Here is a 24,916-nt window from a genome sequence, read left to right as displayed (position 1 = left end):
GACCACAAATATATTGATATTTAAGATGTCTAGAGGACATCCAATGCTACCTTTAACTTTTTGGTGAGACCAGCTACCACAAGGTTGTAAGAATCATCTATGAGCTCCATGATCAAGGAATTAGGCAAGTAATTTTCAATATAAACGGTATTCCAATGGGTTTTGCTCATATGATACCCTGGCATGATGATACCATCATGAGCCTTCCTTAGTTCAATAGCCTTTTCATGATCGCACTTTAAATTCACTTGAGTTGGGATTCGTTCTAAAGGAGCTAAGGCAAACATTTTACCCATAACTTTAAAAACCAAGGTATCCGCATCAAATGGAAATTCCTCGGTAACTCCTTTTTTGGAAATACAATATGTCCTAAACAATTCAATATCCATATCCCTAATATTCGTTGTCATACCAGAGCAGACTGGTTAACTGCTTAATCAAAAATGTTATTATTCCTTGATACCCATAGAATCGTAAACCACCACTTTGTCCCAAAGCTCTTGTGATTCCCCTATAAACACCAAATGGGCTGCCTCCATTTGATAATTTTCTTGGGCTTCTGCCGATACAAAACTCAAGACTAAGGAATAGGTAAAAGAATCATCAACTACGTTTCGTGTTGCCTTTGGAGGCCTGCCAATAAACTGGGTCTTAGCATATTTTGTTTGATCCAAAAATTTTCTGAGTGAAACTTCAAATTTTTTATTAGAAACCTCATTTGCCGGTTCTTTCATCCAAAAGAAAACGGTGTGTACATAGTTAGAATTAAAATCTTGCCTAATTCTACTTTCTTGGGCACTACCCATAACACTGACCAATACAATACCAAAAAATATAATTATTCTTCCCATTTTACTTTTCTTTACTTTCCAATAAAATTTTTTCCCTATCGCTCATCTCCAAAGCGGAATAATCCAGAGACCAGCCTATCGTTTCAACAATTTTTTCGATCACTAAAACAGCCTCCAACGTTTCCTTTCTTATAGAATCCATCAATCCACTTTCTGGGATTTTCTCCCTAATGTGTTTTTTCGCCTCTTGAATCAAAGAGGTGAGGTTATCTGGGGAAAAGGAATTAAACAGTCCGTTTTTTATGTCATAAAATTGTAGATCTGGTTCTATGGATAGTATTTCTGGTTGTGGAAAATTGATCAATATGATCTTTTTCTTCTGGGTGTTTGCGTGCATTTTCACTTTTTTGAGATCATCCTCTATATGAGCTTTAGCGTTTATGACTATAAAAGCTTTCTTTTTATCGCTCCAAAGACTCTTAAAGCCCACTTTGGTGTTTTCATATCTATAAATTTCAGCAAACTCCCCCTCTACAGAAAATAGCCTACAAACGCTTTTAATCTTATCTAAAAGCACGATAGATTGATGCTCTGTGAGATTTTTTTTATTCTTCTTTCGGAAATAGGAAAATACCCAATAGGTTGCTATTGTTCCCAAAGCTAAACCAAGGAATATTTCTACTATATCGCCCATTTGTTTTTTTTCTCCTAATTGCAATTTTACTTTATCCCATCTATCTTAAATACAACTTTTCTAATCTAGAATTTTATAAAGTATTGGTCTACTAGGGCTTGCATCGTTTTCGAATGGTGCTACCTGTAAGTTTAGAAAATATTTCCCATCCTGTATGGTATTTGCCACAAAAATAAATTCAGTAATGGTAGCTTTATGTCTTATTGCTCCCTTAACATTCCAAAAGGCTTTGTGTGCCAATAACGCTCCGTTATCCCTTTCTTTGTCCACGGATGGTAAGTCTATAAGCAAGTGTTCCACACCACATTCAACAAGTAATTCTGCCGCCTCTTCTAGTAAGTAGGGCGGGTTGGAATTAGAATATTGCCTTGAAAGCTTGTCCGATAAATTTGGCAGCGTCCTTATGATTATCGCCTGCCTCTTTTTATTCCCTAAGGCATACTTCAGTTGCTTTTTAGAAATAACAAAATCCCCTTTATATTTCTCCGGCGCTATAGTAATCACTTGTGCCATAAAGAAAAAATGATCAAAGCATTTATTGACGGAATGGAACTCTTCGGTAATGTGTCCTACACACTCCGTATGGGTACCGTGGGCGTGCGGATTAAATGAAATATCATTGAAATTGGTGGAGGCGCCTTCTGCCACCTTTCCCACAAAGTCACCTTGGGTATGTGGGAGTATTTTTGGTGGGTCCACATACCATGCATTTACATTGGAAGCATTTCCACGAAGTGGCATCGAAATATCCAAGGGGTTTAAAAGATCTATATTGTAATTTTTAGTGTTGTATGTGATTTTAGCTATCAAAAGAGTATTTTTTTATGATTCTAAATTAAGAAGAAACAGGTCACTAGCAATTCCATCGCTCAAGAACTTACCTTTTTTGGACACCAAGAGTATATCCTGGTCCAAAAATAATAATTGCTCCTGAATATGTTTTTCTGCTTGCTGGAGAATATAGTTGTGGTAAGTCTCCCCGTATTCGGTTTTAATACGACTCAAAGATACTCCCCAAATGGTTCGTAAGCCAGTCATTACATATTCGTTATATTTATCTGTAGTACTCAATACCTCAACCTCCATAGGAAGGACTCCCGCTTCGATCAATTTTATATACTTTGTATTGTTGGCCTTATTCCATCCCCGGCGCTGTCCGTCATATGAATGGGCCGATGGCCCTATACCGATATACTTTTTCCCTTGCCAATAGGCCGTATTGTTTTTAGAATAAAACCCAGGCTTTCCAAAATTGGAAATTTCATAATTATCAAAGCCCGCATTGGCAAGCGTAGTGGTCAAGATGGTAAAATGTTCCTGTGCCAACTCATCATTCACAGGTGGTACCACCCCTTGTTCAATAAATTTTTTTAAGGCCGTTTTTGGTTCTACAGTAAGGGCATAACTAGAAATGTGAGGTATTTGGAACGATAATGCCTTTTCTATATTCTGAAGCCATCGTTCATTGGACATTTCAGGTATTCCATAAATAAGATCGATGGAAATATTATCAAAAAAATTGGAAACCTCCCTAATACATTCCTCCGCCTCGGCTGCATTATGGGCCCTATTCATCATTTTTAAATCTGCTTCAAAAAAAGACTGGACCCCAATACTCAGTCTATTAATAGGAGAAGCGGCCAGTTCTTTGATTTTTAGACTGGTTAGATCATCTGGATTAGCCTCTAAAGTAATCTCCGGATCCTTACCTACCTTATAATTATTGTATACCGTTTGTAGTATTGCATTGATCTCAGAAGTGTTTAAGACCGATGGTGTCCCTCCACCAAAATAAATAGTACCCACCGTTTCTCCCTCAAACTCGTCTTTCCGTAATTCCAATTCTTTCTGCAATGCCTTGATCATGACCTCCTTTTTTCCCATATTAGTGGAGAAATGAAAGTCACAATAATGACATGCTTGTTTACAAAAAGGGATATGGATATATATTCCGCTCATTTTATTCTATTGAAGCTTCTAAGCACTTAAGTGATCAGACCTATTTTTTAACCCGTTTCTCGTTTTGTTTTACAAAAGCACCCCAACCGGTATAACTTTTCCCTATTTCTATCCTTCCTTCATTATAGAAATGACATACAGCAGCTGCAAGTCCGTCTGTGCTATCTAAATTTTTAGGAAGGGATTTTAGTCCCAAGGTACTTTGGAGCATTCTAGCTACCTGCTCCTTACTGGCATTCCCATTTCCGGTGATTGCCATTTTAATTTTTTTTGGTAGGTATTCCGTTATTGGAATTTGCCGAGAAAGACCGGCTGCCATGGCAACCCCCTGGGCCCTTCCCAATTTGAGCATGGATTGTACATTTTTACCAAAAAAAGGCGCCTCTATGGCAATTTCATCAGGATGGTAGGTATCTATGAGTTCAATAGTACGTTCAAAAATAAGTTTTAGTTTTATGTAGGGATCGTCATACTTTTGGAGTAACAGCTCATTCATCTGCAGAAACTCCATCTTTTTGTTTACCACCTTAATAAGGCCAAAACCCATAATGGTAGTTCCCGGGTCTATCCCTAATATAATTTTCTCGTTTGCCAAAATTTTATTTTGTGTTCAATACAATGGGTATCCTAAACTTTGCACTTACTGGAATACCCCTTTTTAACGCCGGTGCAAGAGACGGCAAGGTCATCAAACTTCTAGTGATGATGATTTCAAATTCGGGTATTTGATCATCTAACCTGGCATTTTTGCCCATGTGTAATAAAGAAATAGTCCCCATTTGATCAATCTTAAAATCGACATGGATGGTATCGTGTACATCACCCTCCAACTCGTATTCAAATTCATTCAAGGTTGCTGAAAAATGTTCGAACAAAGTGCTTTCAAAACACCCTTTCTGACTCTCTAAACTGGCCACTTCATCGCAATTATCGAAGAGCGGATACTGATCTACCCCATTCCAATCAATGGTTTGCATTTCCTGATCTACCAATCTTTGGGTCCTGATTTCCTTAGAAGGAAACCAACCGCAAGAGGTTAAGATACACAGAAGACATAAAATTCCATACTTACGCATGTATATCAAATTCTTTGTGGAAAATTACAATTTTTTAAGCAAGTTTAGGGCATATTCCTTCACCTATCCGCCTTAACAGCCGTCCGCCCTATTTTACACCACCCTAATCTTGGTTTTTTTGATGTCTAAAAAGTAATTGGGAGACTGGAATAAGCATCAATCCCGTAAAAATAAACAAGATAAATGATATTCTTAGGCTAAAAGCATGGGCCAAGTATCCAATTAAAGGTGGACCTATAAACATGCCTAATATACCATAGGTCCCTATGATAGAAATTACCATACCTGCAGAATACTTTTTCGAAGTCCCAGCCAAGGTCATGGTCATTGGAAAAATAAATGCTGCACCAAATCCTACGATACAAAATCCTATCATGGCAGGCCAAAAGTAAGGTAGCACAATAATGATCAAAACTCCAAAGGCTATCAATACGGCACTTAACAAATAGGTCTTTTCTACCCCTATCCGATCTATAATAAAATCTGAAAGAAATCTGGAGAGCGCCATAAAAATCATAAATACGAGATATCCCAAGGTGAAAACTTCTACCTGTATGACTTCCTTAAAATAAACCCCACTCCAATCATACATTCCGCCTTCGCAAAGCGCAGCCAAAAAAATAAGGATGCCTAAATTCAAAATAAATGGGTCGGGTTTTCCTATGATTAATTTGTTGCCATGTGCCGACCTATCGTTTCTCAAGAGTAGTTTAAAGGCCATCAAAGCCACCAACAAAACGATCAAGGATACAGCCAATAAGTGGAGCGCCATGGAAACCTGCAATTTCACTAAGAGGGAAGAAAAGCCTACCCCTGCGATACCACCAGTACTCCAAATACCATGAAAACTACCGTTTATTTTTCTATTAAACAGTTTTTGTAGTGTAATGGCCTGGGTGTTCATGGCAATATTTAAGATGCGCATGCTAAAGGAAAACAAACAAATAGCAGCCACCAACATAAAGGGAGTATTTGCCATACCTATAGCAGTAAGTCCCAAACAAAAACAAAAGAAAGAGGCCATTAAAGGAATCCTACTATCGAATCGAGATACCAACCATCCAGAAATAGGCAACCCCACCAAGGAACTTATAGGCATGGCTATTAAAAGACTCCCGAGTTCCGCTTCGTTAAAATTAAAAGCCATCTTAATAGTTGGTATACGGGAAGCCCAGGTTGCAAAACAGAACCCTGAGAGAAAGAAATAAATACTTAAGGTTATGCGCTGTTTGCTTTTTAGCTCCATGTTTGCTTTAAAAAGTACAAATACCGCCAAGTATATTTGAATAAGCAGTTTTCGCGCATCAAAAATACCTCATTTTAAATGAAGATGCATCCAGGTAATGATATCAATTTTTAGGCCAAATGCATAGGTACCTCCATCAACAAAACTTTGGTATTTGTATCCGCTTTGAGCTGAATACTATCCACCTCCCAAACGCCAAAGCCATCCCTTCTGTTTAAAGCTTGGCCATCAACAGTAACATCACCTTCCAGAACAAAAATATAGACCCCATTTCCAGCCTTATGGATAGTGTAATCTTTGCTTATTCCTTCCTCTAGATTCCCCATAAAAAACCATGCATCCTGATGGATCCAAACGCCAGAATCTTCAGGATCAGGGGATAGTACCTGGTACAGTTCATTCTTTTTTTCAAGATCACCAATAGAAATCTGATCATATCTAGGGGTCACATTTTGTTTTTTTGGAAGCACCCAAATCTGTAGAAATCGCACTGCACGGTCCTTGTTCTTATTTTGCTCTGAATGCGAAATACCAGTACCAGCACTCAAAACTTGCACATCCCCTTGGCTAATAACCGCAACATTACCCATACTATCTTTATGCTGTAAATCTCCTTCCAAGGGAATGGAAATAATTTCCATATTGTTATGGGGATGAGTTCCAAAACCCATTCCGCCATCTACCACATCATCATTAAGAACACGCAGAACTCCAAAGTTCATACGTTTTGGATCATGGTAATTGGCAAAACTGAAGGTGTGGTGGCTATCCAACCATTCATGATTGGCATGTCCTCTCGTATTCGCTTTATGAAGGATTGTATTTTTTGACATCGCTATATTTTTTGACAAAAATAAGCGTCTGTGCCGATAAAAATTATTAAAATTCTCTTAAGACTTTTTTAATGCCACTTCATTTTTGTAAACTTTTTGAAGGATAAAAAGGAATTAAAAAAACAAAAGCCCCACATTTCTGTGAAGCTTTGTACCTTGGGTGGGAATCGAACCCACACGTCAAAGACACTGGATTTTGAATCCAGCGCGTCTACCAATTCCGCCACCAAGGCTAATTTTGGACTGCAAAAATAGAAATTATTTTCATTTTCCCCCAAAAAAAAATGATATTTATATCTTCTCAACCCAATTAATTTCTAAATTTGCACCTCGTTTGATAAAACCATTGAAAATAAACACGTTAAGCATGTCGTATCAAGTACCAGAACCTAAAATTTTTGCATGTACCCAAAGTACGCATCTTGCGGAAAGGATAGCGAAATCATTTGGATCCGATTTAGGAAAAGTTATGTTTTCCAGATACAGCGATGGTGAGTTTCAACCCTCCTTTGAGGAATCGGTACGAGGGGCTAGGGTCTTTATTGTAGGTTCTACAAATCCAAGTTCTGAAAACTTAATGGAAATGTTGTTGATGTTGGATGCGGCCAAGCGTGCCTCAGCCAGACATATTACAGCGGTAATGCCTTATTTTGGTTGGGCCAGACAAGATAGAAAAGACAAGCCTAGGGTGCCAATTGCAGCAAAATTGGTGGCCAAAATGTTAGAAGTTGCCGGTGCTACAAGGATCATTACCATGGACCTTCACGCTGACCAAATCCAAGGATTTTTTGAAAAACCAGTTGATCATCTATTTGCGTCCACCTTGTTTTTACCCTATCTCCGAAACCTTAATTTGGACAATCTAACCATAGCTTCTCCAGATATGGGAGGGTCGAAAAGGGCCTATGCCTATTCCAAAGCATTGGAATGCGATGTGGTCATCTGTTACAAGCAACGAGAAAAAGCAAACATTATATCCCATATGGAACTCATAGGGGATGTCAAGGGAAAAAATGTGGTCTTAGTAGATGACATGGTAGATACTGCCGGCACCTTGACAAAAGCGGCCGATTTGATGATGGAACGTGGTGCACTAAGCGTTAGGGCAATAACAACCCATGCATTATTATCGGGGGATGCCTATGAAAAAATAGAAAAGTCACAACTATTAGAACTTATAGTTACAGACTCTATTCCTCTTAAAAAGGAAAGCAACAAAGTAAATGTACTAAGTTGCGCAGAACTGTTCTCAGATGTTATGCAACGTGTACACCAGAACACATCCATAAGTTCAAAATTTTTAATGTAAGCTTAGGAAACACCTAAGTCAAAAAAGCGTATTTAATTAATAATTAATATATATAATGAAGTCAATTACAATTAAAGGATCAGAAAGAGAAAGCGTGGGCAAGAAGGCTAGTAAGGCTCTACGTAATGCTGGAAAGGTTCCTTGCGTGTTATACGGAGGGGATAAACCATTACACTTTACAGCAGATGAGTTATCATTCAAAGAAATTGTGTACACCCCTAACGCACACACTGCTGTGATTGATTTGGGTGGAAAAAAATTCAACGCGGTTTTACAGGACATTCAATTTCACCCTGTAACCGATAAAATCTTACACGTAGATTTCTACCAGTTATTCAGTGACAAACACGTTACCATGAACATCCCAGTTAACTTGTTAGGAAGTTCTCCAGGAGTAAGAAACGGTGGTAGATTATTGTTCAGAAAAAGAAAACTTGCCATCAAGGCTCTTCCTGACAATCTTCCAGATTTCTTTAACGTGGATATATCCAAATTAAAAATTGGAGGTTATATTACTGTTGCCTCTCTTCTAAGTGAAGATTTTACCATTTTACACCCAGATTCAACATTGGTTGTACAGGTTAAATCTGCTCGTAACGCCGTTCTTATTGAAGAGGATGAAGAAGAAGGAGCAGAAGGAGCTGATGCTGCTGAAGCAACTACCGAGGCTACTGAATAGTAACTCATACATCATACAAAAAAGCATCCCAAGAAATTGGGATGCTTTTGTATTTTTACACCAAATTTACATGTGCTTGCTATGTTTGGATTGTTTAAAACGTTACTTGCCAAGAATAAGACCCTATTATCGGAAACAGATACAATGAAAAAATTTTTAATTATAGGATTAGGAAACATTGGAGCAGAGTATGCAAATACAAGACATAACATTGGCTTCAAGATTTTGGATGCAATTGCCAAGGCCGAGAAACTTACTTTTGAAACCCAAAAATTAGGTGATATAACAACCCTAAAAGTAAAAGGCAGAAGTATCATTCTTCTAAAGCCATCTACCTATATGAATCTCAGCGGCAAAGCCATAAAATATTGGATGGAGAAGGAGAAAATTCCCATAGAAAATATGATGGTCATTGCCGATGACATAAACCTTCCTTTTGGCACCATCCGCGTTAAGACTAAAGGAAGTGATGGCGGGCATAATGGGTTAAAGGACACTCAAAACTTTTTAGAGACCACCAATTACAACCGTTTTAGGTTTGGAGTTGGAGCCGATTTCGGGCAAGGAAGACAGGTCGACTATGTTCTAGGAGAATGGAACGAAGAGGAACAAAAAGAACTTCCTGAGCGTTTCACAAAGGCCACAGAATTGGTCAAATCATTTGTCCTATCAGGAATCAACCGCACCATGAATCAATTCAACAATTCTTAAACATGGTTCTTAAAGGGATTTAAATTGATACACGCCAGAATCTGAAGTATTCCCTTCACTATCTATGGTCTTTATACTCCAATAATAAACCGTATTGGCCACCACGGTAACATTCACATCTGTATCGTTAGGTAAGGGAGAAAAAACAAGTGTTTCAGGGGGGTTATTGGTTGAAAAATAAACTTCATAGCCTATTATATCATTGTCCACATCCGCACCGGACCAATCTAATTCCACTTCGTTGTTCACACTCCTTAATACTGATACACCAGATTTAGGAGCAATAATTTCTGCAGGAAATGGGGCATAAGACGTCTGAAAACCCGCATTATAAAACCGCCAAATCTCACTTGTTGCCGTTTCTGTAACATTGGTGTTTTTAGAAGTGATAAACCAGGAATAGGGTGCTCCTTTTTCCAATGGTAACTTTATGGAGGTAGCCGTGGTACTCATATTCTGACTGACATTGGTTACTAAATTTGTCAACCGTATCTGGTATGATTCCGTAAAGTCCGAAGTTTGCCATTGAAATTCCACTTCACTGGTAGCGCCAGAAAGGCTAACTCCCGTAGTACATTCAGAATCTTTTAATGGAAAAATCAATAGGCTACTTTCAGGAGCTTTTGGCGCATCCTTTCCCCCACAGCCAAACAGCAACAGCAACATCATTACCAGAGTTAAATGCTTCATTTTATAATCACTTTATAAGTTCCTTTACTATTTGCTGTACTGTAATTCAAAATATAAATTCCAGGTGAAAGTCCACTGAAATCAAGTTGCATTTGCCTTCCAGTTACCAGTTGATCCATTTCTTTCACCAAGATTCCATTTACACTATATATCTTTATAATGGCTTGCTCTACCAACGCTCCAAAAAACAAGGTTGCGTTATCTACTACTGGGTTGGGATATAAAATAGCGCTATCCGAAACAAATAATTCTTCCTCATATACCCCCTGACAAGGAATGTTGGTGTACACCTTAAGAATATTGATGCCATTTTTTAAATCTAAGGTTACGTTTGATTTTGAAGTCTGCTGTATTAGGCCATTTAATTCAATGGTATAAAGATTGGATCCTTCCAAATCCAGGACCACCTGCTTTCCATCAATAGACATTTTAGAATATACACTTATGGATTCAGGTTCTGTCACCACTACCTCAAAGCAGTATGCCTCATAGGTTACAGTGTCCGAAACACCCACAATACAAACTTGGTAAGTACCTGAAGGCAATGTGGTTAAACTATATGTTGTTGTAAAGCTCCCTTCCTCATTTATTCCGTTTCCAACTACGGTTATAAAATAATCTAATTCTTCTTTAACAATAATATTTAAAGCCCCATCATTATTGGTTCTACAAGATTCACTTTGTATCTCTACCAAGAAATTGTCCTTGGGCAATCTATAGATAGCACATCCATTAACATCAACCTCCAACCCTTTAGGCGTGCCTAAACAAAGATCGTCCCCATCATCAAAGACGCCATCTTCATCAACATCCGGCCTAAAAGCACCTTCTACGCAAATATCCAGAGAAAAAGAGTTCAAAGACCCTCCGTCCGATGGCGCATTGTCTTTAATTTCCAAGGTCCATTCTCCAAACAAAGATTCTCCGTTAAACGAAGACAATAATCCCAAGGGCCTCACAACGCCACTGATAGCGGGATTGTTTGCACAAACAAACGGCGAACCGTCATCGTCAAAAGTGGTATTTATGTTTCTAAGCGATCCGCAAGAACTGGAGGTCAAAACTACTTTGGTACCCGCAGGGGAAATCAAACTTATAACCAGATCCTCCAAATAGGAATGGGTTATGTTGAGATTAATATTCACATCTGCAATAGGAAGGTCCTCAACAAAACTAATTTTGGATATCACCACTGGTTCCCCTACAGAAGTAATAGTTAATGGCAATCCATTAGCCTCAAAACTTTTACAATTAATCTGCTTGGTCGTAAAGCTAAATGCAGGCCCAAAAACACCTTCACTACAACTGTTTCGTGGCTTAACCCTCCAATAATACGTTGTATCCTGCTCTAAAGCCGAGGGTGTATAGCTATTAAAAATTACGGTTTTGGAATCTACTATAGTTGCAAAAGAAGCGTCAGTAGCCACTTCTATATCATAGGAAGTATAGGCATCATCTTCTTGCCAGGTCAATTGTGGTGATAATGCAACCCCAATGCTATTATCTCCAGGGGATGTTAAGGTTACATTGGGAAAAGCAGTATCATAAACTTTTAAAAGGAGCTGTACTTGACTAGAAGTGCCACCAGATGATATGGCGATGACATCAATGGGGTAGTTCCCTTCTGAAAGACTTCCCGAATTACTTAGGGTAAGTGTAACAGCAGTAGTATTAGTAGTTGCCGTAGGAGGGGAAAAATTAGTGGTCAGTCCTCCAGGTACACCTGTTGCACTGAACGTCACTTCCTCATTGAAACCTAAATAGGTCTTATATGTAAAAGGGATAACCCAATCATTAGGCTGACAGATTTCAAAATCCAACTTTGCAAACTCCAAGACAATGGGCGAAGCTTGAATTGTAAAATTGGCGGTATTGACCGCAAAAAATATATTGTCACTGGCCTTGACCATGATTCTGGCTGTTGTTGTTGCATTACCTGGCAATAGAACGGAATGTTGACCATCGTTAGACACATTGTTGGCTAAGGAAATAGGAAATGTGAGTCCACCATCTGTGGATAAAAGAATGTCCACCGTATTGGCATTAACAGGTGCTGTATTCGTATTAGCAACATCCCACCTTACTTCCTGCACAGACCCCGCGTTATAAACCTCATTAGTAACCTGAGAAGTAAGAACAAAAGGACCAGCGCTATTGACTACATTAACCTTAACTAGCTCGGCATTTACTTGTCCGCCACCTACGGCATTGTCCCTAACGGTAAGTGCAAAGTTAAATTCCCTTGATACATCTGAAACTGTTTCCCAAGCTGAATTAATGGTTGGATTAGACTGCGTAAGTCTTCCTTCTATGACTCTGGATAGTCTCGGGAAATATCGTTTAGGATCTGTTGAGGGCTTTAAGGATCTAAAATTGGCCCCACTAGGATTGGTTGGCCCAAATGTAACGTTAGTAACTACCCCATTATCTATTTGCTCCCAAGTATAGGTGAGAACATCAGTAGCATCAGCATCCGAAGCTGACCCTGTAAGCACAAAAGCTGTAGATTTAGGTATCACATGGTCTGCCATGGGTACTATGACTGGAGTAGCATTTGTGAGTGAAATAATTTGTGCACAAGTAGTAGTCTTTACATATTCTGTGATCTGGAATATGCTGTTATAGTGGTAATAATCATCACCGTTTGACGCTACATTATTAACATCCGCTATTCCCGCGTAACCCATTATTGTTGACCCGCTACCTGGTTCTGCCTGCACTCCTGTGCCTTCAGATTCAAAAGACCACGTGTGGTTGGCACCAAATTGATGTCCCATTTCATGAGCTACAAAATCCAGATCAAAGAAATCCCCTTCAGGGTTTATGGCAGAGGAATATCCACTCCCTTTTCTATTATCCACACAAACAGCTCCAATAAATCCAGCATTACCATTATTAGCATCTCTTTGGAACAAATGCCCCACATCATAATTGGCCTCACCAATAATGGTGCTTAATGTATTTTGTACCTGACTGTTTAAATTACCGTTATAAGGGTCGGTAGCTGCATCCGTATAAATAACGGCATCATTATTCGCTATAAGTTCCAAAGTAACTCCTAAATCCGTCTCCATGACTTCATTAATTCTGGTTACTGTGGCATTTATTGCCGCAATCGCATCCGCCTTTGTTCCACCATGATAAGCCGTATATTCCCCTGTTGCTGAAATGGCCAATCTGAACCTTCGCAATAGTTGATCATCTACTAGCTTTTGGGTACTTCCTAAAGCATTTTTTTCTAAGACTGTGGTCGTATTACAAATGAATTCAGCCTTGGAAGCCGCATTCATTTCCTTGGAATAAACCACATACCTATTTCCATCTGCTGAAGCCTTTTGCATAAAAGTGGTCCTTTCACTATTTCCATGGACAATCATACTCTGAACCCCCTTATGGGACACACTAAAACGTATTCTATCTTCGGGATGTGTAAAACCTTGGCCAACATAAGATTTTATTTGTGGATATTTGGCTGCCAATTCGGGGGCCATTATAGATTTTTCCATTACCCGAAAACCTTCCAATACTCCATTTTCATTAGGAAAATAAATAACCTTGGATTGCTTACCGTCCTTTTGAGTTGGTAGTTCCCTAGAAAATTCGGTCTCCTTTAATGAGAACATTGACGCCTTTTCCATATCCAATTGAGATAAGAATTTTGCAGAAACTGGGGTTCTTGATGTCTCCTTTTCCCAATAATTGTTCTGTGCCGAACCGTAAAAGGAAAGAAATAATATGGTAATTGAAAAAACAAGATGTAATTTTGTATTCATCAAGAGGTTCAGTTATAGTTTCAAAAATAAGCCTTTTTATTATTTATTATTCGTGATTACAGTTCAAAGCATTTCCAAGTACGACAAAAAACATTCTACAGCCATCACCATAGGAACTTTCGATGGAGTTCATATTGGTCATCGTAAGATATTGGAACGCCTCATAAATAATGCCAAATTATTGGATCTAAGGTCAACGGTCCTCACTTTTTTTCCCCACCCAAGAATGGTTTTACAGCAAGATGCAGATATAAAACTTTTGAACACTATAGAGGAAAAGGCTAAAATATTAAAAGAAACCGGTCTTGACAGCCTCATTATCCATCCCTTTACTAAAGAATTCTCGAGGCTCTCTGCCACAGAATTTGTAAAGGATATTTTGGTGGATGCCATTGGAACCAAAAAGATCATCATAGGGTACGACCATCGATTTGGAAGAAATAGGAATGCCAACATTACGGATTTAATCGAATTTGGAAAAACAATGGATTTTGATGTAGAGGAAATTCCTGCACAAGAAATAGAGGATGTATCTGTGAGCTCGACTAAAATTAGGAATGCTCTTTTAGAAGGTGATATTGAAATGGCCAATTCCTTTCTAGGATATCCCTATATGCTTACAGGGACCATCTCCAAAGGAAAAGGGCTTGGCAGACAAATTAATTTCCCTACAGCCAACCTACATATTCCCGAAAAATACAAGTTAATTCCTAAAAAAGGGGTCTATGTAGTGAAAAGTATCATTGATGGTAAAACTGTTTATGGCATGATGAACATTGGCTACAACCCTACCGTGTCGGGAACAGAAAAAAGCATAGAGATCCACTTTTTTGATTTCGACAACGACCTATACGACAAGAAACTTCAGATAGACATTCTTGAGCGAATCCGGGATGAACATAAATTTGATACTTTAGAAGAGCTTAAGGCGCAATTGGAGGTTGATAAAAAAACGTCCTTGGCCATAATATCAAAATAGATGTGGGATAAATTTCTTTTCAAAAGAATAGACAATTGCCCTTTACTCATCTTCCGTATATTTTTTGGAATCCTAATTAGTTTGGAATGTTACGGAGCCATCATCACAGGATGGGTTAAAAGAACGCTGATCAATCCACAATTCACTTTTACCTTTATCGGATTTGAATGGCTACAACCTTTCCCAGGCATCGGCATGTATCTGTATTTCATAGTAATGGGCACTTTAGGGCTATGTATTGCTTTAGGATATAAGTACAGAGTTAGCATCATCTCCTTTACCCTGCTATGGATAGGCGTTTATCTCATGCAAAAGACATCCTACAATAATCATTACTATTTGTTGATTTTGATTTCCGCAATCATGATTTTTTTACCAGCAAATACAGATTACGCATTGGATGCAAAAAAATACTCGACAGCACCTTCCCGGACCATGCCAGCCTATGTAAAATGGATTATTGTATTCCAGCTTTTTATAGTGTATACCTTTGCAGCTATCGCAAAAATGTATGGGGATTGGCTCGATTTTGGGTTTATAAAGGTACTAATGGCCCCAAAGGCCAACTATCCAATGATTGGCAGCATATTACAACAGCCTTGGGTTCATGTTATTATTGGGAGTGCGGGAATCTTATTTGATTTGTTAATTATTCCAGCCCTTTTGTGGAAACCAACCCGGAAATTGGCCTTCGTTGTTTCTATTTTCTTCCATCTCTTCAACTCCATTGTTTTCCAGATAGGCATCTTCCCTTACCTGTCCCTTGCTTTCACGGTCTTTTTCTTTGAACCAGAATCCATCAGGCGCATATTCTTTAAAAAAAGGATTCTTTTACAAGCTAATGAAATTCGTATCCCGGCCAGGAGGATGCTGCTTGTCTCCACTATTGGGCTATATTTTCTAGCGCAATTGGCACTTCCTATACGTCACTATTTTATAAAAGACGATGTGCTTTGGACCGAAGAAGGTCATCGAATGAGCTGGAGAATGATGCTCAGATCCAGAACTGGGACAATACGTTTTAAGGTAGTAAACAAAGCAGACGGCACCTTTAAATTTGCAAGCCTTACTGATTACCTTACCAAATCCCAACAGCGTAAAATTGCAACTTATCCCGATTTTATATGGCAATTTGCACAGCATTTAAAAAAAGAGTCTGCGGGAAATGGCAAGGAAGTTTCTATTTATGTAACCTCCAGAGTTAGTATCAATGGCAAGTCGCTGCGAACCTTTATTGACCCTAAGGTAGATTTGGCTGCAGAACCCTGGTATCATTTTTCTCATCATAGCTGGATTTTATCAGCTCCCAAACAACTTTCAAACTAAAGAAAGACTTATTTTTAGCTCCATAAAACTTAAGCCCAAAACTCTTAAAGTAATTAAGAGTAATCCATTAAATTTGTGCCATCAAAATAAAGATCAATGTTACAGCTACAAGCTATACGTGAAAATACGGTGGGTATTATTACCGCCCTTAATAAGAGAAATATAGATGCGGCTCCATTATTGGACAACATAATCCAATTGGATGAAAGGAGACGTGCTCTGCAGACAAAATTGGATAACACCCTAGCTGAATCCAACAAACTCTCAAAAGAGATAGGAATACTCTTTAAAAGTGGCAAATCACAAGAGGCTAATGGTCTCAAAGAACAGACAGCAACCCTAAAAGAAGACTCCAAACAATTCGCTGAGGATTTAACCTCCACCGCAGAAGAGCTACAAATATTGTTGTACCAAATCCCCAATGTACCTCATGACTCTGTTCCTGCCGGCAGCACGGAAGAACACAATGAAGAAATTTTCAAGGAAGGGGTTATACCTGTATTATTCTCTGATGCATTGCCACATTGGGAGCTTGCAAAGAAATACGATATCATAGATTTTGAACTTGGAGTCAAAATAGCAGGAGCAGGATTTCCTGTTTACAAAGGAAAGGGAGCCCGACTACAAAGGGCATTAATTGCTTACTTTTTGGACAAGAACACAGAGGCGGGATACACCGAAATTCAGGTGCCCCATTTAGTAAATGAAGCTTCTGGATATGGGACAGGCCAATTGCCCGACAAGGAAGGGCAAATGTACCACGTAGGAGAAGATGATCTTTATCTGATTCCTACAGCTGAAGTACCAGTGACCAATATTTTTAGAGATGTTATCTTAAATGAAAGTGATTTTCCCATCCGATATACCGCATATACCCCTTGTTTCAGAAGGGAAGCTGGGAGTTATGGCGCCCACGTACGTGGTCTGAACCGCCTGCACCAATTTGATAAGGTAGAAATTGTAAGGGTAGAGCACCCAAGCAAATCTTACGAAGCTTTGGACGGGATGGTAGAGCACGTAAAAAACATATTGAGAGCGCTGAAACTGCCCTTTAGGATCTTAAGGCTATGTGGAGGGGATTTAGGATTTACCTCAGCACTAACCTATGACTTTGAAGTATTTTCTACAGCCCAAGACCGATGGTTGGAAATTAGCTCCGTATCAAATTTTGAGACCTATCAAGCCAATCGATTAAAGTTGCGTTTTAAAGATGAAACAGGGAAAAGTCAGTTTGCACATACCCTAAACGGTAGTTCCTTGGCGCTCCCCAGAGTATTAGCAGGTATTTTGGAAAACTATCAGACACCAGAAGGCGTAATGATCCCAGAAGTACTTCGCCCATACACTGGTTTTGACAGGATTAACTAAAACATCTTCTACAAAAAACAAAGCCCGGACACAAGTCTGGGCTTTTGTTTTAGACTCCCTTAACACCATCTTTCCATATTCTATGGTATATTTGAATAAAAACTCAAAGTGCGACCGCTTCTAATTATAATTGCTCTATTCTACCTTCAGTCGTCCTATTCACAAGATGATTTCTTGGCGAAGCAATATTTCAATGACGGTAGTTTTGAAAAGGCTCTGATCTTTTATCAGAAACTCGCAGATAAAAATCCAAGACGTCCAGATTATTTGGAAGGACTCATTGCCTGTTATCAACAATTGGAGCGCTATGACGAAGGGGAGCAATTCTTATTAAAAAGCATCCAAAATGGCAACACCTACCCTACCCTCCTAATTGAATTGGGGCATAATTATGACCTGCAAGGCCTTACAAAAAAAGCTTCAGAATACTATGAAAAGGCATTGGAACGTATCAATGAAAATCCCAATTACGGTTATGTTTTAGGCTCAAAATTTCAACAGTATGTTTTATTGGATTATGCCTTAAGGGCCTTTACAAAGGCCATGGCCTTAAATCCCAAGTTGGATTATAACTTTCAAAAGGCAAGGATCTACGGTGAGCAAGGAGATATAGAAAAAATGTACGAATCATATCTCACCCTAATTAGCAATGGTAGTACTTCTAAAAGTAATATTCTGCAAAACATAAATGATTTTATAACGTCAGATCCAGCTAACGAAAACAATATTAAACTAAAACGGATTCTACTGCAGAACGCACAAAAGAATCCAGATATCCTTTGGAACGAACTTCTAAGCTGGCTTTTTGTGCAACAAAAACAATACAACAGTGCTTTTAATCAAGAAAAAGCGATTTATAAAAGGGATCCTGAAGGTACTTTACAACGCTTAGTGAGTTTGGGCAACCTCGCCATGGAAGACAATGCCATGGAAGATGCCAAAACCATCTATGAATATATTGTAAGCAATGGGTATGAGGGCAGCATAAAACTAAACGCGCAGCTAAGCCTTATAGAAATAGACCTACTAGATGCTGATGCTAAAAAATTGGAAGCTATAGACAACTATTTTCAACAACTTATGGAGGGCTATGGCTATAATAGTCAGTCACTACAATTGCAGATAGCTTATGCCAATTTCCTCACGTTTAAATTGGACTCACCCGATAACGCCATTGGTATTCTCAAGCAATGCTTGGACCTCCCGTTGAACAAATATGGGAGTGCCTATATAAAAATGGCCTTGGGCGATATTTTAGTTTACAATCAAAAATTTAATGAAGCCTTGATCGACTTTTCACAGGTTCAAAAAGATCTTAAAAATGATGTCCTTGCACAAGATGCTCGTTTTAAGGTGGCGCAGACCAGTTTTTATAAGGGTGATTTTGATTGGGCTCTGACCCAATTAAAAGTGTTGCGTAGTTCCACATCCCAGCTCATAGCTAACGATGCAATGCAACTGAGCCTTTTGATTTCTGATAATTCTTTGGAAGATTCAACCCAAATAGCGCTAAAAAAATATGCCAAAGCAGATCTTTTGGCCTATCAAAAAAAGACTAAGGAAGCGATTTCCGAATTAAATGACATCCTTGAAAACCACAAGGGCGAAAAAATTGAAGATGAAGCCCTTTTCAAACAAGGACAATTGCTAGAAAGCCTTAAAGATTTCGAGGCAGCAAAATTCAACTATCAAAAAATTATCACCTTCTATAGTAACGGTATACTAGCCGATGATGCTTACTTTGCATTGGCAGAATTATACAAAAATGAACTAAACGACCCCGAAAAGGCCAAGGAACATTATGAAAGGATAATTTATGATTATCAGGACAGTTATTACTTTCCGTTGGCACGAAAAAATTATAGGATCTTAAGAGGTGATGCCCTAAACCAACCTTAAAAATAAAGCTATGTATATATATAACGTAACCACTAATATTGAAGATTCCGCGCACGATCAATGGCTTACTTGGATGCAAAAAACGCATATCCCAGAAATGTTGGCAACAGAAAAATTCACACAGGCAAAAATATGCAAAGTCCTAGTAGAGGAGCAAATGGGAGGCTCTACATATTCCGTTCAATACACCACAGACAGCAAGGAGACCTTAACAAAATATTACACTGAAGATGCTCCGGTAATGCGCCAAAAAGCCCTAAAACTTTTTGCAGACAAAATGGTGGCTTTTCGGACAGAACTTGAAATTATTGGTGAATTTTAACTTTTATCGTTCTTGAAAGATCTTATTCAACTGTTTACCTATGGCACCTTACAGGACCAAGACATTCAATTGCAGCTGTTTGGAAGAGTACTCTCGGGTGAACCGGATATCTTAATAAGATACCAATTATCCAAGAAAAAAATCATGGGGAGGTATACTGTTATTCATAAAACAAATGATCCAATAAACCGCTTGGAAGGCATCCGTTACAGCTTAGCACTTCAAGAGCTTTTAGATACCGATACCTATGAAGGGGAAGCCTACAAGAGAATATTGGTTACCTTAGCATCAGGCAAAAAGGCTTGGGTTTATGTAGAAAATTACATTTAATTACGAATCAAAACAGTTCCATGTCTAAAAAAAAAGGAAAAAAATACAGTCCTAACTTTACTAGTCAAAAAAAGGATTCTCGTCAGGAAAAGGGTCCTGTTAGAGCAAAAAAACACCTAGGACAACACTTTCTTAAGGATGAAAATATAGCCCAAGAAATTGCAAACACCTTGTCCTTTGAAGGCTATAAGAACGTGATCGAAATTGGCCCAGGTACAGGAGTGCTTACCAAATACCTGCTCCAGAAAGATATTGATTTGGTGGCTATGGAGCTAGATGAGGAATCTATCATTTACCTCAACCATAGTTTTCCTTTAGAACATCCAAAAGTGATGCAACGCGAACGCGATTTTAGAGTCTTGGAAGCCGATTTTCTAAAGTATGACCTTACCACAATTTTTGGGGAAGAGCAATTCGCCATTACCGGGAATTTTCCTTATAATATTTCCACCCAGATTGTATTTAAGATGCTAGAAATGAAGGAACAGATTCCTGAATTTACAGGGATGTTCCAAAAAGAGGTGGCACAACGAATCTGTGAAAAAGAAGGAAGTAAGGCTTATGGTATCCTATCAGTCTTGGCGCAAGCATATTACGATGCTGAATATCTATTTACAGTACACCCCCAAGTATTTGATCCCCCACCAAAAGTACAATCAGGAGTACTTAGGCTCACCCGAAAAAAGGACCTGACCATTGCGTGCGACGAGAAGCTCTTTTACAAAGTGGTAAAAACCGCCTTCAACCAACGTAGAAAGACCCTTCGTAACAGTTTAAAAACCCTGGAGCTATCAGATATTCTAAAAGAAGATACTATATTTGACAAAAGACCGGAACAGTTGGCTGTGACCGATTTTATTGCGTTGACAAAGAAGATAGAGGATGATACCATTTAAGTTAACAAATGATCTTATAGCTGAAATAGAACAGCTGATAAAAGAACAAAAGGATACAGAACTTTCATTCCTTTTGGAAGATATCCATTATGCGGATGTTGCGGAAATCATCAACGAGCTTAACGATGATGAGGCCACCTACCTTATTAAATTACTGGACAGTGATAAGACCTCTGATATCCTAACAGAATTGGATGAGGACATCCGAGAGGCCATTTTAGGGAATCTTTCTGCTAAGGAAATTGCAGAAGAGCTAGATGAATTAGATACGGATGATGCCGCGGATATTGTTGGAGAACTTCCAAAAGAAATGGTCCAAAAGGTCATTTCTCAGTTAGAGGACAAGGAGCATGCCAAGGATATTGTTGATCTTTTGCGCTATGATGAGAATTCGGCGGGTGGACTAATGGCGAAAGAATTAGTCAAGGTTAACGAAAATTGGAACGTCCTAACCTGTGTGAAGGAAATGCGAGCTCAGGCAGAAAATGTGACTAGAGTCCACTCCATTTACGTGGTGGACGATGAGGAAAAACTAAAAGGTAGGCTTTCCCTTAAAGATTTATTGACCACTTCTACCAAGACACATATAAAAGATATCTATATTCCTAAGGTCGATTACGTTAACGTTAACGAAAAACCGGAAGAGGTTGCCAAGATCATGTCTAAATATGATTTGGAAGCCATTCCCGTAGTAGACGAAATTGGCCGACTCGTAGGAAGAATTACCATTGACGATATTGTGGACGTCATAAGGGAAGAGGCCGAAAAAGATTACCAAATGGCGGCAGGTATCTCCCAGGACGTGGAAGCAGATGATAGCATTTGGGAACTCACAAAAGCACGTCTGCCATGGTTATTTATCGGTATGATGGGTGGTATTGGTGCAGCGAGTATCATCAATGTATTTCAAGGAGCCTTTATAAAATTTCCAATATTACTGGCATTCATCCCCCTAATGCAGGCTACGGCAGGAAATGTTGGGGTACAATCCTCGGCAATCGTGGTTCAAGGTCTTGCAAATGATTCCATTAAAGGGGAAATCTGGGGGCGTCTCTTAAAAGAATTGATATTGGGCTTGGTCAACGGTTTGGCTCTTGCATTTATATTTTTACTGATCAGCCATTTTGGGTTTAACACCTCCTACATAGTATCTTTTACCGTGGGCATAGCATTGGTCACAGTAATTGTAAATGCGGCATTGATAGGCACTTTTATCCCTATCTTTTTAAATAAAAGGGGTATAGACCCTGCAATTGCAACAGGACCATTTATCACTACCAGTAATGATGTTTTGGGAATACTCATCTATTTTTCAATTGCAAAATTTATGTTAAATTTTTAGGGCACTACACCAACAAATATTGGTGCCGGGCTCTACGCGCTACACGGTAGCTAGCTTCAATCCCTAGGGCACTTAAAAACAAAGAAATCAAGAATGAAACCTATCCATCTACTAAAAAAGCACGCGGAATTCACCAAGCAATGGCACCCTCACCAGATTGCCGTAGTAGATGATATGCAAGTGCTTTTAGCCAAGTTACAAGGCGAGTTTGTCTGGCATACCCATGAACATGAAGATGAGCTCTTTCAAGTACTAAAGGGAACCCTATACATGCAGTTTAGGGATAAAACAGAAGTGGTCAGGGAAGGGGAAATTATAGTGGTCCCAAAAGGAGTGGAACACAACCCTATGACCAAAGACAATGAGGAAGTCCAAGTACTCCTTTTTGAGAAATCCACTACAGCACATACCGGCAACGTAACACACGAAAAAACGCAAACCGATTATCCAAAGATTTAAAACCGATTATGAAAGTTCTCCATTTAGATAGTAATCACGATGTTCTAGCAAAAGGCCTAGAAGAATTAGGATACACAAACGATACGGACTATACTTCAAGTAAGGAAGAGATAGAAGCTAAGATCAGTTCCTATGATGGCATTATTATACGTAGTAGATTCTCCATTGACGAGGGCTTTCTAGAAAAGGCCACCAATCTAAAATTTATTGGTCGTGTTGGCGCGGGCTTGGAAAATATAGACGTGGAATACGCCAAACATAAAGGAATATTTCTTACCTCCGCCCCAGAAGGGAACAGGAACGCTGTTGGGGAACATACCCTGGGTATGCTTTTGGCTCTTTTCAATAAATTAAATAAGGCCGACAGAGAGGTCCGTCAAGGTGTTTGGGATCGGGAAGGGAACCGCGGCTTGGAATTGGACGGAAAGACCGTAGGCATCGTTGGATATGGCAATATGGGAAAAGCGTTTGCCAAAAAACTGGCAGGTTTTGATGTAGAGATCATTTGTTACGATATTCAAGGTGGCGTCGGAGATAAGAATGCCAGACAGGTGGGGATCATGGAACTGCGACAAAGGGCAGATGTGATCAGTTTACACACCCCCCAAACTCCTTTGACCATGGGCATGATTAATTCTGAATTCATCAATGGATTCTATAAACCTATTTGGTTTTTAAATACAGCTCGGGGTAAAAGTGTTGTGACCCAAGATTTGGTCGCTGCCCTAGAATCAGGAAAAATCCTTGGAGCAGGTCTCGATGTCCTAGAATACGAGAAATCTTCTTTTGAGCAACTTTTTTCCAAAGAAATGCCAGCTGCCTTTGAATACCTCATCAAAGCAGAAAATGTTCTGTTGAGCCCACATGTGGCAGGATGGACACTAGAAAGCAAGGAAAAACTGGCACAAACCATTGTAGATAAGGTAAAAAAACAATTTAGCTAAACGCTGTCCTTGGTTAGGAAAATTTCGTGTAATTTTAATACGAACGCTTAAAAACCAAGGAAATGAAACTACAAATCAGCAATTTCAATAAATTGAGAAGTGTCGGACTTTTCCTCCTTATCACTTTATGGCATTTAGGCTCATTCGGTCAAATTGCGATGCCAGCACCAAGTCCAACCTTTGAAATAAAGGGTCCTGTTGGCTTTTCAGAGGTCAAGGTGGTTTATTCAAGACCCAGTGCAAAAGGAAGACAAGTAGCGGGAAACCTTATCCCCTATGATGAAGTTTGGCGCACTGGTGCCAATGCTTCCACTAAAATAAGTTTCAGCGAGGCTGTAAAACTCAACGGCAAACCCGTACCTGCGGGGGAGTATGCGCTGTATACCATCTTTACCAAAGAGAATGCAACTATAATCTTGAGTAAAAATTTAAGTTGGTGGGGAGCCTTGGGTTATGATCCAAAAGATGACAAACTTCGGTTTCAAGTCCCTGTGAAACACCCTAGTAGCCATTACGAAACCTTTACGATAAGTTTTTCGGATTTCACCACCAATTCGGCGAATCTCAATCTGAAATGGGAACATACAAAAGCTATGTTCAGCATAGAATCTGACGTGGATGCCAAGGTCATGATAGATATCAAAACGCAATTAATAGATGGCAAACCCGAAAATTCTGTGAGCTACTTTTATGGTGCCTCCTACTATTATGAAACAGATCGCGATCCCAAAATGGCCTTACAATGGATAGATAAAGCAATAGAAGGAATCGCAGAAGAGCAATATTGGGTTTTCCATATAAAAGCGAAGATTTTAGCGAAGATGGGCAACAAAAAACAGGCAATAGATACCGCTATGAAATCCATGGAATTAGCTCGAATTGGAGAAAATATGGATTACGTAAGGTTAAACGAAAGACTGATTCAATCCCTACAGTAGATTAAATCCATTGTCATAAAGGATATGGAATTACCAGAAATACAACATAAACTGCACCTTCTTCTAAAATCGTTTGTACCTCCACTTAGGGCGAGTAAGGAATCTGATGAACTATTTCAGGTGTGCGGCACGAAACCAGTCACGCAAGGGAAACAAACAGTGCATGGCTTTTACTTTGCCAGTGTTGTGTTCAAACCCAAAGATATACGCTTCTATTTTTTTCTAATATATACCTATTCCAAGCAATTTGCAACTCTTTCCCTAGCCGTGTAAAAATGTCTTAAAGGAAAAAGTTGCTTTCACTTTAAGAAGAAGGTTGAAGCTTTGATAAATAAACTTAGAACAATGGTTA

Annotated in this window: 25 protein-coding genes and 1 tRNA gene; 14 read left to right on the top strand and 12 right to left on the bottom strand. The window is 39.0% G+C overall.

What is annotated here, in order from left to right:
* Window positions 1-29: 29 nt before the first annotated feature.
* From ABXZ36_RS11385 to ABXZ36_RS11340, 10 genes are all read right to left on the bottom strand, one after another.
* On the bottom strand, window positions 30-389 hold the full coding sequence (locus tag ABXZ36_RS11385) for an MmcQ/YjbR family DNA-binding protein (protein ID WP_354616001.1): 360 nt from the start codon (window positions 387-389) through the stop codon (window positions 30-32).
* 60 nt (window positions 390-449) lie between these two features.
* Complete coding sequence (locus ABXZ36_RS11380; RefSeq protein ID WP_354615736.1) at window positions 450-851, bottom strand: Dabb family protein; 402 nt, start codon at window positions 849-851, stop codon at window positions 450-452.
* 1 nt (window position 852) lies between these two features.
* Entirely contained in the window at window positions 853-1,485 is a 633-nt protein-coding gene (locus ABXZ36_RS11375) for a DUF4230 domain-containing protein (RefSeq protein WP_354615734.1), read from the bottom strand.
* Window positions 1,486-1,545: 60 nt separating this feature from the next.
* A complete protein-coding gene (locus ABXZ36_RS11370) occupies window positions 1,546-2,295 on the bottom strand; it encodes a cyclase family protein (RefSeq protein ID WP_354615733.1) in 750 nt (249 codons plus the stop codon).
* A gap of 12 nt (window positions 2,296-2,307) precedes the next feature.
* Window positions 2,308-3,444, bottom strand: a complete 1,137-nt coding sequence (hemW, locus tag ABXZ36_RS11365) for a radical SAM family heme chaperone HemW (protein ID WP_354615732.1) — start codon at window positions 3,442-3,444, stop codon at window positions 2,308-2,310.
* A 40-nt stretch (window positions 3,445-3,484) separates the two neighbouring features.
* Window positions 3,485-4,039, bottom strand: coding sequence for a crossover junction endodeoxyribonuclease RuvC (gene ruvC / locus ABXZ36_RS11360; protein WP_354615730.1), 555 nt, complete (start codon window positions 4,037-4,039; stop codon window positions 3,485-3,487).
* Window positions 4,040-4,043: 4 nt separating this feature from the next.
* Complete coding sequence (locus tag ABXZ36_RS11355; RefSeq protein ID WP_354615728.1) at window positions 4,044-4,520, bottom strand: hypothetical protein; 477 nt, start codon at window positions 4,518-4,520, stop codon at window positions 4,044-4,046.
* Window positions 4,521-4,623: 103 nt separating this feature from the next.
* A complete protein-coding gene (locus ABXZ36_RS11350) occupies window positions 4,624-5,766 on the bottom strand; it encodes an MFS transporter (protein WP_354615726.1) in 1,143 nt (380 codons plus the stop codon).
* 110 nt (window positions 5,767-5,876) lie between these two features.
* Window positions 5,877-6,599: a pirin family protein gene (locus ABXZ36_RS11345; protein WP_354615725.1), complete on the bottom strand. Its 723-nt coding sequence runs from the start codon at window positions 6,597-6,599 to the stop codon at window positions 5,877-5,879.
* 152 nt (window positions 6,600-6,751) lie between these two features.
* Window positions 6,752-6,832: transfer RNA gene (locus ABXZ36_RS11340), tRNA-Leu, on the bottom strand.
* A gap of 134 nt (window positions 6,833-6,966) precedes the next feature.
* On the opposite strand from ABXZ36_RS11340, the gene ABXZ36_RS11335 reads away from it, so the two are divergent.
* The 3 genes from ABXZ36_RS11335 (at window position 6,967) to pth (ending at window position 9,298) form a co-directional block, all read left to right on the top strand.
* Entirely contained in the window at window positions 6,967-7,908 is a 942-nt protein-coding gene (locus ABXZ36_RS11335) for a ribose-phosphate pyrophosphokinase (RefSeq protein ID WP_354615723.1), read from the top strand.
* Between the two features lie 55 nt (window positions 7,909-7,963).
* Window positions 7,964-8,587, top strand: coding sequence for a 50S ribosomal protein L25/general stress protein Ctc (locus ABXZ36_RS11330; RefSeq protein WP_354615721.1), 624 nt, complete (start codon window positions 7,964-7,966; stop codon window positions 8,585-8,587).
* Between the two features lie 81 nt (window positions 8,588-8,668).
* Window positions 8,669-9,298, top strand: a complete 630-nt coding sequence (gene pth, locus ABXZ36_RS11325; protein ID WP_435602423.1) for an aminoacyl-tRNA hydrolase — start codon at window positions 8,669-8,671, stop codon at window positions 9,296-9,298.
* 9 nt (window positions 9,299-9,307) lie between these two features.
* Here the strand turns inward: pth and ABXZ36_RS11320 are convergent, their stop codons facing one another.
* Together ABXZ36_RS11320 and ABXZ36_RS11315 are read right to left on the bottom strand one after the other, a co-directional pair.
* The gene (locus ABXZ36_RS11320) at window positions 9,308-9,988 is read right to left on the bottom strand and encodes a hypothetical protein (RefSeq protein ID WP_354615719.1); all 681 of its coding nucleotides are present in this window, start codon (window positions 9,986-9,988) and stop codon (window positions 9,308-9,310) included.
* Window positions 9,985-13,761 carry a zinc-dependent metalloprotease gene (locus ABXZ36_RS11315; RefSeq protein ID WP_354615717.1) on the bottom strand — a complete coding sequence of 1,259 codons (3,777 nt, stop codon included), beginning with the start codon at window positions 13,759-13,761 and terminating at the stop codon, window positions 9,985-9,987. The genes ABXZ36_RS11320 and ABXZ36_RS11315 overlap by 4 nt, the downstream gene beginning before the upstream one ends.
* A gap of 52 nt (window positions 13,762-13,813) precedes the next feature.
* Between ABXZ36_RS11315 and ABXZ36_RS11310 the strand changes: the two genes are divergently transcribed.
* From ABXZ36_RS11310 to ABXZ36_RS11260, 11 genes are all read left to right on the top strand, one after another.
* On the top strand, window positions 13,814-14,740 hold the full coding sequence (locus ABXZ36_RS11310) for a bifunctional riboflavin kinase/FAD synthetase (RefSeq protein ID WP_354615715.1): 927 nt from the start codon (window positions 13,814-13,816) through the stop codon (window positions 14,738-14,740).
* Window positions 14,741-16,066 (top strand): HTTM domain-containing protein, encoded by a 1,326-nt coding sequence (locus tag ABXZ36_RS11305; RefSeq protein ID WP_354615714.1) that lies wholly within the window; start codon window positions 14,741-14,743, stop codon window positions 16,064-16,066.
* A 96-nt stretch (window positions 16,067-16,162) separates the two neighbouring features.
* Entirely contained in the window at window positions 16,163-17,434 is a 1,272-nt protein-coding gene (serS, locus tag ABXZ36_RS11300; RefSeq protein ID WP_354615712.1) for a serine--tRNA ligase, read from the top strand.
* Window positions 17,435-17,542: 108 nt separating this feature from the next.
* Window positions 17,543-19,333, top strand: a complete 1,791-nt coding sequence (locus tag ABXZ36_RS11295; protein WP_354615710.1) for a tetratricopeptide repeat protein — start codon at window positions 17,543-17,545, stop codon at window positions 19,331-19,333.
* A 10-nt stretch (window positions 19,334-19,343) separates the two neighbouring features.
* Window positions 19,344-19,655 (top strand): DUF4286 family protein, encoded by a 312-nt coding sequence (locus tag ABXZ36_RS11290; protein ID WP_354615709.1) that lies wholly within the window; start codon window positions 19,344-19,346, stop codon window positions 19,653-19,655.
* 12 nt (window positions 19,656-19,667) lie between these two features.
* On the top strand, window positions 19,668-19,985 hold the full coding sequence (locus ABXZ36_RS11285) for a gamma-glutamylcyclotransferase family protein (protein ID WP_354615707.1): 318 nt from the start codon (window positions 19,668-19,670) through the stop codon (window positions 19,983-19,985).
* 20 nt (window positions 19,986-20,005) lie between these two features.
* Window positions 20,006-20,881 carry a 16S rRNA (adenine(1518)-N(6)/adenine(1519)-N(6))-dimethyltransferase RsmA gene (gene rsmA, locus ABXZ36_RS11280; RefSeq protein ID WP_354615705.1) on the top strand — a complete coding sequence of 292 codons (876 nt, stop codon included), beginning with the start codon at window positions 20,006-20,008 and terminating at the stop codon, window positions 20,879-20,881.
* Entirely contained in the window at window positions 20,868-22,223 is a 1,356-nt protein-coding gene (mgtE, locus tag ABXZ36_RS11275) for a magnesium transporter (protein ID WP_354615703.1), read from the top strand. Before rsmA ends, mgtE begins: the two co-directional genes overlap by 14 nt.
* A gap of 93 nt (window positions 22,224-22,316) precedes the next feature.
* A complete protein-coding gene (locus ABXZ36_RS11270) occupies window positions 22,317-22,682 on the top strand; it encodes a cupin domain-containing protein (RefSeq protein WP_354615701.1) in 366 nt (121 codons plus the stop codon).
* A gap of 8 nt (window positions 22,683-22,690) precedes the next feature.
* Window positions 22,691-23,626, top strand: coding sequence for a 2-hydroxyacid dehydrogenase (locus ABXZ36_RS11265; RefSeq protein WP_354615699.1), 936 nt, complete (start codon window positions 22,691-22,693; stop codon window positions 23,624-23,626).
* Between the two features lie 62 nt (window positions 23,627-23,688).
* Window positions 23,689-24,564, top strand: coding sequence for a DUF2911 domain-containing protein (locus ABXZ36_RS11260; protein WP_354615697.1), 876 nt, complete (start codon window positions 23,689-23,691; stop codon window positions 24,562-24,564).
* The last annotated feature ends 352 nt before the right edge of the window (window positions 24,565-24,916 follow it).

It is taken from the genome of Sediminicola arcticus (assembly GCF_040566695.1).
In the GTDB taxonomy this organism is placed as follows: Bacteria; Bacteroidota; Bacteroidia; order Flavobacteriales; family Flavobacteriaceae; genus Sediminicola; species Sediminicola arcticus.
Note: the sequence above shows the minus strand (reverse complement) of the source record. Positions and strands in the feature narration are given on the sequence as shown.